This window comes from Psychrobacter halotolerans (assembly GCF_039680845.1).
In the GTDB taxonomy this organism is placed as follows: domain Bacteria; phylum Pseudomonadota; class Gammaproteobacteria; order Pseudomonadales; family Moraxellaceae; genus Psychrobacter.
On sequence record NZ_JBDKWD010000002.1, the window covers coordinates 244,103 to 259,523 of the forward strand.

Annotated in this window: 10 protein-coding genes; 8 read left to right on the forward strand and 2 right to left on the reverse strand. The window is 43.1% G+C overall.

Annotated elements, in window-relative coordinates; all coding sequences use genetic code 11:
* Positions 1-322 precede the first annotated feature (322 nt).
* A complete protein-coding gene (locus AAJP47_RS04745) occupies positions 323-1,612 on the reverse strand; it encodes a replication-associated recombination protein A (RefSeq protein WP_346716761.1) in 1,290 nt (429 codons plus the stop codon).
* A gap of 333 nt (positions 1,613-1,945) precedes the next feature.
* Between AAJP47_RS04745 and AAJP47_RS04750 the strand changes: the two genes are divergently transcribed.
* Together AAJP47_RS04750 and AAJP47_RS04755 are read left to right on the forward strand one after the other, a co-directional pair.
* Positions 1,946-2,473, forward strand: coding sequence for a type IV secretion protein Rhs (locus AAJP47_RS04750; protein ID WP_346716762.1), 528 nt, complete (start codon positions 1,946-1,948; stop codon positions 2,471-2,473).
* Between the two features lie 71 nt (positions 2,474-2,544).
* A complete protein-coding gene (locus tag AAJP47_RS04755) occupies positions 2,545-3,513 on the forward strand; it encodes a hypothetical protein (RefSeq protein WP_346716763.1) in 969 nt (322 codons plus the stop codon).
* A gap of 147 nt (positions 3,514-3,660) precedes the next feature.
* Here AAJP47_RS04755 and gltA read toward each other — a convergent pair whose 3' ends face one another.
* On the reverse strand, positions 3,661-4,941 hold the full coding sequence (gene gltA / locus AAJP47_RS04760) for a citrate synthase (RefSeq protein WP_346716764.1): 1,281 nt from the start codon (positions 4,939-4,941) through the stop codon (positions 3,661-3,663).
* A 1,081-nt stretch (positions 4,942-6,022) separates the two neighbouring features.
* Here gltA and sdhC point away from each other — a divergent pair.
* From sdhC to odhB, 6 genes are all read left to right on the forward strand, one after another.
* Positions 6,023-6,409 (forward strand): succinate dehydrogenase, cytochrome b556 subunit, encoded by a 387-nt coding sequence (gene sdhC / locus AAJP47_RS04765; RefSeq protein ID WP_346716765.1) that lies wholly within the window; start codon positions 6,023-6,025, stop codon positions 6,407-6,409.
* Between the two features lie 2 nt (positions 6,410-6,411).
* Positions 6,412-6,816, forward strand: a complete 405-nt coding sequence (sdhD, locus tag AAJP47_RS04770; protein ID WP_346717099.1) for a succinate dehydrogenase, hydrophobic membrane anchor protein — start codon at positions 6,412-6,414, stop codon at positions 6,814-6,816.
* A 381-nt stretch (positions 6,817-7,197) separates the two neighbouring features.
* Complete coding sequence (sdhA, locus tag AAJP47_RS04775; protein ID WP_346716766.1) at positions 7,198-9,048, forward strand: succinate dehydrogenase flavoprotein subunit; 1,851 nt, start codon at positions 7,198-7,200, stop codon at positions 9,046-9,048.
* A 222-nt stretch (positions 9,049-9,270) separates the two neighbouring features.
* A complete protein-coding gene (locus AAJP47_RS04780) occupies positions 9,271-9,981 on the forward strand; it encodes a succinate dehydrogenase iron-sulfur subunit (protein ID WP_346716767.1) in 711 nt (236 codons plus the stop codon).
* 1,121 nt (positions 9,982-11,102) lie between these two features.
* Entirely contained in the window at positions 11,103-13,988 is a 2,886-nt protein-coding gene (locus AAJP47_RS04785) for a 2-oxoglutarate dehydrogenase E1 component (RefSeq protein WP_497198683.1), read from the forward strand.
* Between the two features lie 140 nt (positions 13,989-14,128).
* Positions 14,129-15,376, forward strand: coding sequence for a 2-oxoglutarate dehydrogenase complex dihydrolipoyllysine-residue succinyltransferase (odhB, locus tag AAJP47_RS04790; protein ID WP_346716768.1), 1,248 nt, complete (start codon positions 14,129-14,131; stop codon positions 15,374-15,376).
* Positions 15,377-15,421 lie beyond the last annotated feature (45 nt).

A 15,421-nucleotide genomic window follows, 5' to 3' on the forward strand; every position in this document is an offset into this window, starting at 1 on the left:
TTATGTATAAATAGGAGGATACTGCATACAAATCATTATTTAGTCATTGTAGCAGCCGATAGCACAAAACGCTGTTACGATTAAGCAAAACGTCCAAGGCTTGTGACAACAAGGATAAAGCAGTCTCTCACTTATTGCTGATATCTATTAATATGATGCTATTTTAGCGCGTTTTATCACCATGTGCTGCGTCATCTCTAAACTATATCGGTTAGACTGACAAAAACCGCTATCAGCTTTACGAATAGTCGTATCTTGGTTGTCTGTCACAAAGCCGCTCTTTTAAAGGCGCTTGCTTTGGCTCTGCCGCTCACTACAGTTATTAGTCATTACTGGCGTTTTGACTTTTTAGCCAATCCATAAACTGTTTGTTATGTTGCTCTTTTTGATTGTCTGCAAACTCATAGAAGCGCGTTCCTATCAAGTTATCAGGTAAGTAGCTTTGCGGATAATAGTGGTTGGGATAATCGTGCGGATAGCGATAATCTTGACCGTATCCTTGATTGCGCATCAGCTTGGTCACCCCATTTCGTAAATGGAGCGGCACAGGCGACGCGTCTTTTTCTGCCAGTGTCATCGCAGCATTGATGGCTTTATAGGTGCTATTACTTTTGGCACTGGTCGCTAGATAGACAACGACTTGACCTAAAATAATACGCGCTTCTGGCATACCGATCGATTGCACGCTACGCAGCGCTGTATCAGCAAGGAGTAGGGCATTAGGGTTAGCATTACCAATGTCTTCACTGGCCAAAATAACCAAACGGCGTGCGATAAAGTCAGCAGGCTCACCACCAACGAGCATTCGTGCCATCCAATATAATGCGGCATCAGGGTCAGAGCCACGTACCGATTTTATCATTGCTGAGACGATATCGTAGTGCTGCTCACCGTCTTTATCATAACGAACCAACGCAGTTTGTGCGACTCGGCTAACTAGCTCATCATTGATGACAACGGGAGATTGCTTAGCATCAGCCGTTTGAATAGCAAGCTCTAATAGATTCAATGCTTTTCGGGCATCACCATGTGCCAATTGGCTGATCGTCTCTTGCGCTTGCAAATCAATCGTCAGTTTTTTGAGCACATTGTCTGCTAAGATGGCACGCTGTAACACAGCATTGATTTGCTCAGCCGTCAATGGTTGCAAACGATACACTTGGCAGCGCGATAACAACGCATTATTGACGCTAAAAGAAGGATTTTCTGTCGTGGCACCGATTAAAGTGATATCACCAGACTCTACCGCACCCAATAGTGCATCTTGTTGGGCTTTATTAAAGCGATGAATCTCATCAATAAATACCACAGGTGACTCAAAGCTGAGTGAATCTTTGCTATCCAAAACTTCACGCAGTTGTTTCACACCAGTATTGAGCGCGGACAACGCATGGAATGGTCTGTCAACCGCGTCAGCCAATAGCATGGCAATGGTGGTTTTTCCAATGCCAGCTTCGCCATGCAAAATGATTGAGGGCAGATGTCCTTGTTCTACCAAACGCCGCAAAGGTGCTCCCGCTGCCAACAAATGCGTTTGACCGATGATACTATCAAGCGTTGTGGGCCGCATACGCTGGGCAAGAGGGGTATCGGCATGGAAGTTGGTCGGCATAGCACTCTCTATTATTATAAAATAGGTGTCCGTTAATGGACGATATAGTCAGGTCAATATAAAAAGTAGCGAAGCTTATAGCAGCAAAACTTATATCAATAAAAATTAAATACGATTTGGTAGGCTACCTCAGATTTACGTTAATGAAAGTCAACTAAGTGTACAACTTATGTCCCAAAACCTTTGGTTTTTCTGTTTTTACCCCATCAATGCAACATTACGGCGCAAACATTGCATAACACTGCATGAGTCAGCGCAGTTTTAGAATAATGACCGTATTCTTAAGTAAAAGACTATTAAGTAAAAGATTATTAAGTATAAGGTATAACTAGCATGAGGTTTCCACCCAGTTTTAGGCGCTTATCGAGTCGCTACTTACCTAGCAAGCTGGCAGCGCAGCAATCGCGATCGCTGACCAATGGCGAGATTGCGTTGGCGCGATCTGTGTTTGGTGACGGTATCAAGCTTGATGAAGTTCGCCTAAAAACCGCTTGGTGGGTATTGAGACATTATGCTGTCAGCCCGAATGGTAATATTTATTTTCATCCAGCAGATTGGATCACAGATTTTAGTCGCGCCTCTCTTGGCAAACAAGGCTGGCTTATACATGAATTGACCCATGTATGGCAGTTGCAACAAGGCTTGAAAGTCGTACACGGTGCTGTCATTAATCGACGTTATGACTATGTACTAGAGACGGGAAAATCGTTTTTTAAATATGGTATCGAGCAGCAAGCACGCATGGTTCAGGATTACTTTATTCGCCGTCAGCGCGGACAAGATTGCCAAGATTTGGAAGCTTGTATCCCGTTTTTGACCCCACAGCCTGTTGATTTAAAGCCTGTTGTTCCAACTAAATAAAATAAATGAGTGATATCAATCAATGATAGGGTTTGTTTTTAATATTTGTTTTAATGAGGATAAGTACGCTTATGTTTAAATTTTTGCCAGCAAAGCTTAGGCTCAATGCAAGCCAGCATGCTGATGAGAGTGGGGTTTATAAAGACGAGAATTCTCCCTTTAGCAAACCACGACAACGACCATCAACCCTATGGGTAGCAACGCTAGCTGGTATGTTGTTTCTATCTGGTTGTCAGCAGCAATCAGACACTCAGCCGGTTTCTGACAATACTCAGCCAACTGAAAAAACCAGTGCTGAGGACAGTAGACCTATGACCAAAAGTGACTCAGCCGCTGCGCGTATAGATCAGTTTCAGCCCATATATGTCAAGCAAGTACAAGGGCTACAACGGCGCTTACAAGCAGAGTATGAATCATTACAAGCAGCAGATGCGTCAGACAGTGAGAACTTACTACTGACCGATTCTGTTGCCGAAACTAATAATGATGGCGCTCTTAACAATAATGAGGGCGTAGATACTGACTCTACAGCGACTGCAAATACGGCAGAACCCGCTACAATCAATCAGACGGACTTGGCGACGGAAGAAGATATCAATACCAGTACAGAAGTTGGTGAACGGGATTTAACCGTATTAAAACGTATCAGTCTTGAGCCGCGCAAGCCTGTAATCAGAACAGAAGCGCAAATCATTGAGCGCTATCAGCAAGTGATGGATGCGCTCTATCAGCCGGTGACCACTCCGCTTAGTGCAGAAGAGGCAGATACATTGATCGATATCGCAACCTTGGTGCCGCAATTGTTTGAACATGCAGAGATTGCTGGACGCGTCAGTGCCAAAAGTCCTGCGCTGGCAAGACTTATTATCCAACATCAAGTGTGGGAACAAATACAAGATCAACAAGTCGTTGATATGCAGCAAATGAAAGTCGATCAGCAAAAAGAGTTTGAGACGCTTATGGAAAAATTTAACGACACGATTCAAGGATATGACGAGCAGATTGCTAAGTATGAGCAGACATTGAGACAGTTTCAGTAATAAGCCGAATGAAAAGAAGTGGTGACTATACGGTATATTGCTTATCCTTCAGCAAAACCCATGGCGTTGAACGTTCAAACAATAAAACAAACACAATAAAAAATCCCGCACGCTAGCGGGATTTTTTATGAAACAAACGGTTTTTACTTATTTACGGTCTTCAACTTTTACAAAATCGCGACGCGTTTCACCAGTGTACAACTGACGTGGGCGACCGATTTTGAACGGCGTGCTGTGCATCTCTAACCAATGGCTGATCCAACCAGAAGTACGCGCTAATGAGAAGATAACCGTAAACATTGACGTTGGGATACCAATGGCTTTTAGGATAATGCCAGAGTAAAAGTCAACGTTTGGATATAGGTTACGCTCAACAAAGAACGGATCTTCCAAAGCGATCTTTTCAAGTGCCATTGCAAGCTCAAGCTTAGGATCGTTGATGCCAAGGGCGCCAAGTACTTCGTCACAGGTTTCTTTCATGACTTGTGCACGTGGGTCAAAGTTTTTGTAAACGCGGTGACCAAAGCCCATCAGTTTCACTTCGCGGCTTTTCACTTTTTCCATGAATTCAGGTACGTTTTCTACTGTCCCGATTTCATCTAGCATCTCAAGAACGGCTTCGTTAGCGCCGCCATGTGATGGTCCCCACAGTGCTGCAATACCAGCCGCGATACAAGCGTAAGGGTTAGCGCCAGTAGAACCTGCTAGACGAACAGTAGAGGTAGATGCGTTTTGCTCATGGTCAGCGTGCAAGGTAAAGATTTTATCCATGGCGCGGGTGATGACGTCATTGGGTTCATAATCTACATCAGCAGGGGTTGCAAACATCATGTACAAGAAGTTTTCTGCATAATTGAAATCATTGCGTGGATACATGAACGGTTCGCCTCGTGAGTATTTATAACTCATCGCAGCAAGCGTTGGCATTTTGGCAATCAGACGGATAGCTGTGATCTCACGATGGTCTTCATTGCTTACATCTAAATGCTCATGGTAAAACGCAGATAAGGCACCAACGACACCAACCATAATAGCCATCGGATGCGCGTCACGGCGGAAGCCTTCAAAGAACTTACGCAGTTGATCATGAACACCAGTATGTTCGCGGATTTTTTTGAAGAAATCTGCTTTTTGTTCACTGTTAGGAAGATCACCATGAATCAGCGCATAAGCCACTTCTAGGTATTCAGCATTGTTCGCTAATTGGTCGATAGGGTAACCACGGTGTAATAACTCGCCTTTACCGCCGTCGATATAAGTAATCTTTGACTCAACAGGAGCAGTTACTTTGAAACCAGGGTCATAAGACCAAAATCCTGATTCTTGTAAAGCGGCGATATCGATAACTGGACGCCCTAAAGTTCCTTCAATAATAGGAAGTTCGTATTCTTTACCGTTCACCGTTAATTTGGCATTAGTATCAGCCATAAGTCGCTCTCCATTGGTTTTAATTTGTTAGAATAAACTTACTTCAGACGCATACCCTCGCGTCGTCATTAGTCAAACGGTTAAATTCTACTTAACTCGTTCGATACGCAAGGTATATTAGCAGTAATTGTTTAGGATTTGAAAAGACTTTTCTCGACAATGCCCCTAATTGGCACGGTGTAGTCGTGTTTATTCACTGTAATTTTTGTATCAAAATATGTCAGGTTGGTTATTTTGCTTAAAATCTGCTGATTTCTAAGCAAATACCCAATTTTATGCTGACCAGTATTTCCAAAAGAAATGATGAGAATAATGAGTGTCTTTTTATCATTATATGTCCTAAAAACAGGTAAAGTATGAGTGGTAGACAAAAGACGGTGTTCATAAATGGTGAATGAATGAGTAATGTTAAGAAACTCGTCTTACCTTTCCCTAATGAGTTGTTAATTTTGTGTTCTTCTTTTACTATTTTAGGGATAAATTTGTAATTATTGTCCAGTCATTTTATAATTAGAGGAATTTAACTGGCAATAGCTTTGTGCGAATTGATAAGTGGTCATGATATAATGTGGTTTAGAGTCTGCTCTATTCGTATTGTACTTGATTGCGACTCAACAATGTCTTGATAGACAAGAATCGCCATTCACGGTTCGAATGTTCTTGTTAACGGTTCTATTTTTAAGTATGTCTTTTTATTGATTATCTTTAGCTAGCTACTAAGTTACCTATTATAAGAGATACTCAATACAAAAAGTACTTAGTACAGGATTTGTCTTGGTATAGACGACGCTCGTGTTGTTCTTGCCAATATAACTTGTAAAAATAGACGGGTTAATCGATCTTACGCAGGTTTATTTTCCTTGTTCTACAATAGTCAGATTATTTATATCTGTCAGTTTGCCGAGCGATAGTAAACCGTTTATCAATACCTTGTATCCAATGATCGTCTCTTCATATTTAGCATAAACTAAACGAAGTCAGCTAGCTCTTCCTTACTTTATTCGTCTCGTGTGTTGCTCAATGCTTGATACCATTTATATTAAGCGAAGATAGCAGATACAGGAGTATAACCGCAAAAAGGATGCCCGCTGTGAAAAGCAACCGACCTATTGATCTGCCTTTAAGCCAAGTGGTTAGAGTTAACAGCTCACCGACTGCGATCGCCTCAATCTTGCATCGTATCTCTGGCATTATTTTATTCTTACTGATTCCTGTCATGCTGTGGTTACTACAGAACTCATTGGCTTCGCCTGAGAGTTTTGCGACCGTATTTGACAACGTACTCGTGCGCTTTGTGGCGTGGATTTTCGTGGCGTCAATCGCTTATCATTTTGTGATGGGCATCAAACACTTATTCGCTGATATGGGCATGACTGAAGAGCTAAAATCTGGCCGCGCTGCTTCTGTAGCCAGTATTGTGATTTCAGCGATTCTAATTGTCGCGTCATTTGTATGGGTGATGTTCTAATGATAAAAAATAATTCAGGAATCAAAAGTGCGACTGGTCTGACAGGATCAGGTTCTCGTGATTGGATCGTTCAGCGTATCAGTGCTGTCGTTTTGGCTGTTTATAGTGTGGTATTACTGGGATTCTTTTTGACTCACGGTAATGTCACTTTTATTGAGTGGTCATCATTCATGACCAGTCTACCTATGCGCCTATTTAGCTTAGTGACCATATTGGCGTTAGCCGGTCATGCTTGGGTTGGTATGTGGACGGTATTTACCGATTACATCACGTCCGGCAAGATGGGTGAGAGCGCGCCAAGACTACGTTTGATACTACAGACGTTAATGATTATCGCCATCTTAGTATTTCTATTTTGGGGCATCATGATTTTTTGGGGTACAGGCTTCGGCGTGGTAGCCGTTTAACCCCTAAGTTATCTTTTTTAGTCTCTGTAAATCATAACGCTAACGGACAGCATTTTTTTGACAGCATGATTTTTTGCTGAAAAAAGCAAAGCTGGGCGTTAGTCGCCAAAAATAGTCATAGGATTGGGCTGGTACTGATTCAATGGATCATTTAGAGGTTTAGCTGTCAATAGTAAGCCACTGAGTGGTCAAAGGGTTGAGCGAACTTGGCCTAATATAACGATAGATATGCAAATTAAGTGGTAAAAAGTGATTTGTATCATCAGCTTGAATAATGGCATGTGTTGCCCGCATATAAAGATGTGAGTCCTGCAATCAGATGATGCTCAAAACAGACTTTTTATTTACTTCTAAGCATTAACAGGCATTAGGAAAACCGTAATGGCAACTAGACAAGACAATACCATTAGTAATATTAAGACCCTAAACTACGATGCAGTCATCGTTGGTGGCGGTGGCTCAGGTATGCGTGCTTCCCTACATTTGGCTGAAGCGGGCATGAAAGTTGCCGTTTTGACCAAAGTATTCCCAACGCGTTCGCACACAGTTGCTGCTCAAGGCGGTATCGGTGCAAGTTTGGGTAACATGAGCAATGACAACTGGCACTTTCACTTTTATGATACCGTGAAGGGATCAGATTGGTTGGGTGACCAAGACGCTATCGAATATATGTGCCGTGAAGCACCAAAAGTTGTTTATGAACTTGAGCACATGGGTATGCCGTTCGATCGTAACGAAGATGGTACGATCTATCAGCGTCCGTTTGGTGGTCATACATCAAACTACGGTGAAAAAGCGGTTCAACGTGCGTGCGCGGCCGCTGACCGTACAGGTCATGCCTTGCTACATACCTTGTACCAGAAAAACTTACAGCAAGGCACTGAGTTCTTTATTGAGTGGATTGCGCTTGATTTGATCAAAGATGAAGCCGGTAACATCAATGGCGTCATCGCGATTGAGCAAGAAACGGGTACAATTGCTGTATTCCAGTCACCAATCACGGTATTAGCAACCGGCGGCGCAGGTCGTATCTTTGCCGCTTCTACCAACGCTTATATCAACACGGGTGACGGTATTGGTATGGCGGTTCGCGCGGGCATTCCATTACAAGATATGGAATTCTGGCAGTTCCACCCAACAGGCGTCCATGGCGCTGGCGTACTATTAACGGAAGGGTGCCGCGGTGAAGGCGCTATCTTACGTAATAAAGATGGTGAAGCGTTCATGGAACGTTATGCACCAACGGTCAAAGACTTGGCGCCACGTGATCTTGTCTCTCGTTCTATGGATCAGGAGATCAAAGAAGGTCGTGGTTGTGGTCCCAATGCCGATCATATCGTGATGGACATGACGCATTTGGGTGTTGAGACTATTATGAAGCGTCTGCCATCTGTATTTGAGATTGGTAAAAACTTCGCGAACGTTGATATCACCAAAGAGCCTATTCCCGTTATTCCAACCATTCACTATATGATGGGCGGCATTCCGACGACGATTCATGGTCAGGTTATTATGCCAGATCTAGAAGCGGGTACGGATGAAGAGGGCTTATATGCCAAAGGCAATGTCGTTAAAGGTCTTTATGCAATCGGCGAATGTGCTTGCGTGAGTGTTCACGGAGCCAACCGTTTAGGTACTAACTCATTGCTTGATTTGGTAGTGTTTGGCCGTGCTGCTGGTAAGCACATCGTTGATGAATTCCATCACGCTGACCATAACTATAAGCCACTTGATCCTCGTGTACTTGATATCACTGTTGGCCGTTTAGATAAATTGCAGCAGTCAACTTCAGGCTACAATGCGCAAGAAGTGGCTGATGAGATTCGTGCCACCATGCAGACACACGCGAGTGTATTCCGTACGCAAGCAATGATGGATGAAGGCGTTGAGAAAATTTTAGCGCTGGGTGAAAAAGTCGAACAAATCCATTTGGGTGATAAATCACAAGTATTTAATACCGCACGTATCGAAGCATTCGAAGTGGCAAACTTATATGAAGTGGCAAAAGCCACAATGATATCAGCTGCCAAGCGTCATGAAAGCCGCGGCGCGCATAGCGTATCTGACTATGATCGTCCAGAAGATGATGATTATGCACCAAATGGCCGTAACGACCATGAATGGATGAAGCATACTTTATGGTATTCTGAAGGCAACCGTGTCATTTATAAGCCAGTTCGCAAAGTGCCTTTAACGGTTGACTATATTGAACCAAAAGTTCGTGTCTACTAATCCTAGATTACGTCCTTAATATATAAGCACCGCGTAAACGTTTTATCCTTTATTAATCTATCAAAAGGTGACCGCCAGCTACATGCTCATGCCAGCGCTATTTTGTTATTAGTCAGTACTTATACTTATATCGATTATAAGTATAAGTACTGACCAACAATTAGCGCTCTTATGTTGCAACCTTTGTATGCCCGCCATCACCTATGTGTGGAGTTTAGCATTATGAGCCGAGGTACTCGCACCATCGAAATCTATCGCTACGATCCTGATGTGGACGCAGCGCCGCGCATGCAAACCTATACGATTGAGCTATTAGAGTCGGATCGTATGTTGCTTGACGTGTTATTACGCCTAAAAAAGGAAGATGAAACCATTACCTTCCGTCGCTCTTGCCGTGAAGGTATTTGTGGTTCTGATGGCGTTAACATCAATGGTAAAAACGGTCTTGCATGTCTTATCAACATGAACACATTGCCTGAAAAAGTAACGGTTCGCCCATTACCGGGTCTACCAGTGGTTCGTGATTTGGTTGTAGACATGAACCAATTCTACGAGCAGTATGAAAAAGTACACCCATACTTAATCAATGATCAGCCAGCACCGCCAACAGAGCGTTTACAGTCGCCTGAACAACGTGAAAAGCTAAATGGTCTGTATGAATGTATCCTATGTGCTTGCTGTTCAACCAGTTGCCCATCTTTCTGGTGGAACCCTGATAAGTTCTTAGGACCATCAGCCTTGCTACATGCGTATCGTTTCGTGGCAGACAGCCGTGATGCAGATACCCAAGCACGTTTGGCTCGTTTGGATGATCCGTTCAGTCTCTTCCGTTGCCGCGGTATTATGAACTGTGTGGCTGTTTGTCCAAAAGGCTTGAACCCAACCAAAGCGATTGGTCATCTACGTAGCTTGCTTATTGACCAAGCAGGTTAATCGTTATCTGAAAAGCTTTATGTCTAAGGACTTTGTCTGCAATTTTGTAGATACCGTACGAAAAACACCACCTATCATTAGGTGGTGTTTTTTTTGTTTATTAACTACCAAAATCATAGTCAGTTCTTATCCAACGAAGTGGTTTTGCTTGGATGAGTGTTGCAACGTATCTATCACGCCCTAAATCGCAATGAAGAAAACTGATACCAGTAGAACCTCAATGTTATATGCCCATCTTTTATATTAGTTCGACTCAATCTAGAGAGGTTATCAAGGTCAAAGGCACATTGTGACACGACAAATAATGGAAACCATCTAAGGTAAGGCTGTACTAACAATACGTTGGTCATATGTAAGAGGACATGATATAGCTACAAGCACGCTATATAATCGTTATGAGAAACAGGTAATTGCTTAAGGCAATCATTTAAGGAAAATTACTGTAAGAAAAAAGCATTCACTAAGAGATATTAGTGACGTTAAATGTTAGAATATCGTTCAGAAGTAAGCATCAAAATATGGATAGAAAAATAGTAGGTAAGATGGATTTGAATTAGTTATCACTTTGCGTCAAAGCTGTTAATAACTCAATTGATAGGCTGAATGACAATAAATATTCATTACCTAAATATCTAGTATTGAACAAACAAACTATAGGTCAAAATATTGACATGTTATGCTACACAGCAGTGTATTTTTAATGAAAAGCTGCTAATATTTCAAGAAAAATCGCATCATAGTGATGGGAGCCAGCAGTATAGATAGCCAGTTTATAGGTCAGCTAACAATATTTTTCTATTAGCAATGACGTATTAATAATGAATTGGTTATGACTGAAAACAGTATATATAAATTAATGTTGTGGAACGAGTCAGATGAGAAAACTGAACGTTCACAAATAATTGTAAGGGTAATAAAAATCTTTAAATAACACTGGTATGGCGATCTGCCATTTTTTGTTGTCAAAAGTAATGATTTTTAACCTTTATAAAGATAAAAGACTTTTATCAAATGCTACTTATTAATAGTGTCTGATATCGCGTCAGAGTAGTCAACGTACAACAGATTGCACAATAATAAGCACGATTCCATTCATTTATCTATCAAAATAGACGATTATTATGAATAGTATAACTAAAGAAGCAGAGAGTCTAACGCATACAGAATTAGCTGCAGACAATGCCAGCTATGTAGAAGCGCTATACGAACAGTATCTAAATGACCCTAATAGCGTTGATCAAGATTGGCAAACGTATTTTGAACAATACAAATCGCCAAACGACGCCCCTCATAATGCGATTAAAGATCAATTTTTATTGCTTGCTCGCAATCAGACCGCTAATAAAGGTGGAACACAAACCACTGAATCAACCGCTAGCAATAACACTGACTGTGCCGATCCCAAACAAATGGGTGTGCAGCAGTTGATTTCAGCCTACCGCCGTCGTGGTCATCGCCGCGCCCAGCTTGATCCATTAGCTTTGCATCCACGTGCCCAAGTAGAAGATCTAACGCTTGCTTATCACAATTTAACAGAAGCTGATCTAGACACAGTTTTTCCTACCAATGACTTAAATATTGGTAAGGATGAAGCGCCATTACGTGAGATCATCGAGATTATGGAGCGTGTCTATTGCCGCTACATCGGTGTCGAGTACATGCACGTTACCACCAGTACAGAAAAACGCTGGATGGAGAAGTACCTAGAAAGTAATTTGGGTTATATCAAGTTTGATAAAGAAAAACGCTTGTCTATTCTTGAGCGCCTAACGGCAGCGGAAGGGTTAGAGAAGTATTTAGCGCGTAAGTATACGGGCGTTAAGCGTTTCGGACTTGAAGGCGGCGAAAGTTTCATTCCGGCTATCAATGAAATCATCCAACGTGCTGGCCATTACGGTACAAAAGAGATGGTCATCGGTATGGCGCACCGTGGACGCCTTAATTTGTTGGTCAACATTTTAGGCAAAAATCCTGCCGATTTGTTTGATGAGTTTGACGGTAAGGTGCAACCAGAAAAAGGCTCAGGCGATGTTAAATACCACAATGGTTTCTCATCTAATGTGATGACACCGGGCGGTGAAGTACATTTGGCGTTGGCCTTTAACCCATCGCATCTTGAAATTGTCGCACCTGTATTACAAGGCTCTGTACGGGCACGTCAAGTTCGCCGTAACGATGAACCTCTTACAGCAGACAAAGATGGCAATTCAGTATTGCCAATCGTTATCCATGGTGATGCTGCGTTTGCGGGTCAAGGGGTGGTTCAAGAAACCTTCCAAATGTCACAAACCCGTGCTTATTCCACAGGTGGTACGGTACACATTGTTATCAACAATCAGGTCGGCTTTACTACCAGTCGTCAAGAAGATGCGCGTTCAACTGAGTACTGTACTGATGTCGCAAAAATGGTTCATGCACCCATTCTACATGTAAACAGTGATGATCCTGAATCTGTGGTATTCGCTGCTCAGTTGGCCTTAGATTATCGCCGCGAATTTGATAAAGACATTATTATTGATTTGTTCTGCTATCGCCGTAATGGTCATAATGAAGCGGATGAGCCATCAGCGACTCAGCCTTTGATGTATGCAGTCATCAAAAAACTACCAACAGCCCGTACTCTTTATGCGCAAAAGCTCATTGAAGAAGGCATTTTAAATGCTGATGAAGAAAAACAGTACGAAGATGATTACCGTGAATCTTTAGACCGTGGTGACTATGTTGCCAATTCATTAGTGAGTGAGCCTAACGAAGCGCTATTTGTCGATTGGAAACCTTATTTAGGTCATGAGTTAGTGGACGAGTGGGACACCAGCGTTGATATTGAAATCCTAAAAGGTTACGGACGCCGCATGGCTGAAATGCCTGAAGGTTATAAGTTACAGCGCCAAGTTCAAAAAGTGGTCGAGCAGCGCTTAGCCATGCAAACGGGCGAAGAGCCATTGAACTGGGGTGCCGCTGAAACGCTGGCATACGCATCACTGGTCGACAATGATGACGTGTTGGTACGTATTACTGGTGAAGATGTGGGCCGTGGTACATTCTCACATCGTCATAGCGAAATTTATAACGTGAATGATGGCAGTATGTATGTGCCATTGGCGCACATGAGTGAGAAGCAAGCCCGTTTTGCCACTTACAACTCTCTATTGTCAGAAGAAGCGGTGCTGGCTTTTGAGTACGGTTACGCAACCACAGTGCCAAACGCATTAATCGTTTGGGAAGCGCAGTTCGGTGATTTCGTTAACGGTGCACAGGTCGTGATTGATCAGTTTATCGCAAGTGGCGAAACTAAATGGCAGCGCGTTTGTGGTCTGACTATGCTGTTACCACACGGTTTTGAAGGTCAAGGTCCTGAGCATTCATCGGCTCGTCTTGAGCGCTTCTTACAGTTGTGTGCTGAAGACAACATGCAGGTCATTACGCCAACCACGCCTGCGCAAATTTACCATGCGCTACGTCGTCAGGCTGTACGTCCAATTCGCAAACCCTTGATTGTGATGTCGCCGAAGAGTTTGCTGCGTCATAAGCTTGCCACTTCGAACTTAGAAGAGCTTGCCAATGGTAAGTTTGAAACCGTATTGCCAGAGATGGACGATCATAACGCTGACAAAGTCACGCGTATGGTGCTATGTGGTGGTAAAGTTTATTATGACTTGCTTGAGCAGCGCCGCGCTTTAGGTCTAGATCATGTGGCCATCGTTCGTATTGAGCAGCTTTATCCTTTGCCAGAAAAACGTTTGATTGCTGAGATTGAAAAGTATAGTAACTTAGCAGAAATCGTTTGGACGCAAGAAGAGCCACTTAACCAAGGCGCTTGGTATTATTTAGCACCGCACATGTTCCGTATCGTCGTACCGCATCCAACCAAGGCGAAAGTTATGGAGCCGGTGGCCCGTCCTCCTAGTGCAGCACCTGCGACAGGCTCACCAAAGCTCCATGCTCAGCAGCAACAAACGTTGATTGCTGGTGGTCTTGGTATCAGTGTCGATGAGCTATCTCAGTAATAGGTTATAGAAGATAAATGAATCAGGCGATAACGGTCAGTACGCTTTAATAGCATTTGAGTAATATTATTTAAATACGTACTGATCGCTTATCACGACTTAATAATAAGTATGAATATCCAAATCTAAGGAGTATATCGATGGCTGATATCAAAGCCCCCGTTTTTCCAGAATCGGTTGCCGATGGCACAATCGTTGAATGGCATGTTACCGAAGGTCAGCAAGTAAATCGTGATGATCTATTGGCTGAAATCGAAACTGACAAAGTTGTATTAGAAGTGGTAGCGCCTGATAACGGCGTCCTTACCAAGATCGTTAAACAAGTAGATGATACGGTTCTGTCTGATGAGCTTATCGCTGAATTTGAAGCGGGTGCAAGCGCCAGTGCAGATTCTGCTCCTGCCGTAGATCCTGATCAACCAGCTGCTCCTGTACAAGCAAAACAAGCGACTGATGGTGGCGAGCCAGTACAAGTGACTGACAAAAAAGACAGCGTTGAGTCTGATCATAAAGACCAAAGCCCAGCGGTGCGTAAAGCAGCCAAAGAGTCCGGCGTAGACCCTAAAGAAGTGGAAGGCAGTGGCCGCGGTGGTCGTGTAACCAAAACAGACATGGCAAACCCAACGCTAAAATCAGACAGCAGCATCAAATCTGACAGTGGTCGTCCAGTAGCAGAATCAACGGGCGAGCGTACTGAAAAACGCGTGCCAATGACGCGTCTTCGTAAGACAGTTGCAAATCGTCTATTGTCAGCGTCACAAGATACGGCCATGTTGACGACGTTCAATGAAGTTAACATGAAGCCATTGATGGACATGCGTGCTAAATATAAAGACCAATTTGAAAAGCGTCATGGCGTCCGTCTAGGTTTTATGTCGTTGTTTGTGAAAGCGGCTACAGAAGCATTGAAACGCTTCCCAGCGGTAAATGCGTCATTAGATGGTGATGACATCGTTTATCACGGTTTTTATGATATCGGTGTAGCCGTATCATCAGATCGCGGCTTGGTAGTGCCAGTCTTACGTGATACCGATCGCATGAGTATGGCAGATGTAGAAAGCCGTATTCGCGAGCTTGGTGGTCTTGCTCAAAAAGGTAAGCTTGGTCTAAATGACATGACGGGCGGTACGTTCACTATCTCGAACGGCGGTGTATTCGGCTCATTGATGTCAACGCCTATTTTGAATCCACCACAAACGGCTATCCTAGGTATGCATGCGATCAACGATCGCCCGATGGCTGTTGATGGCAAAGTTGAAATCCTACCAATGATGTATTTGGCGCTGTCCTATGACCATCGCATGATTGATGGCAAAGAAGCAGTACAGTTCTTAGTCACCATCAAAGAATTGGTTGAAGACCCAGCCATGCTGCTCCTAGACTTGTAAGCTTCTAAGCTTGTATTGGCAACCGCTAATACAAGCTTTTTAACT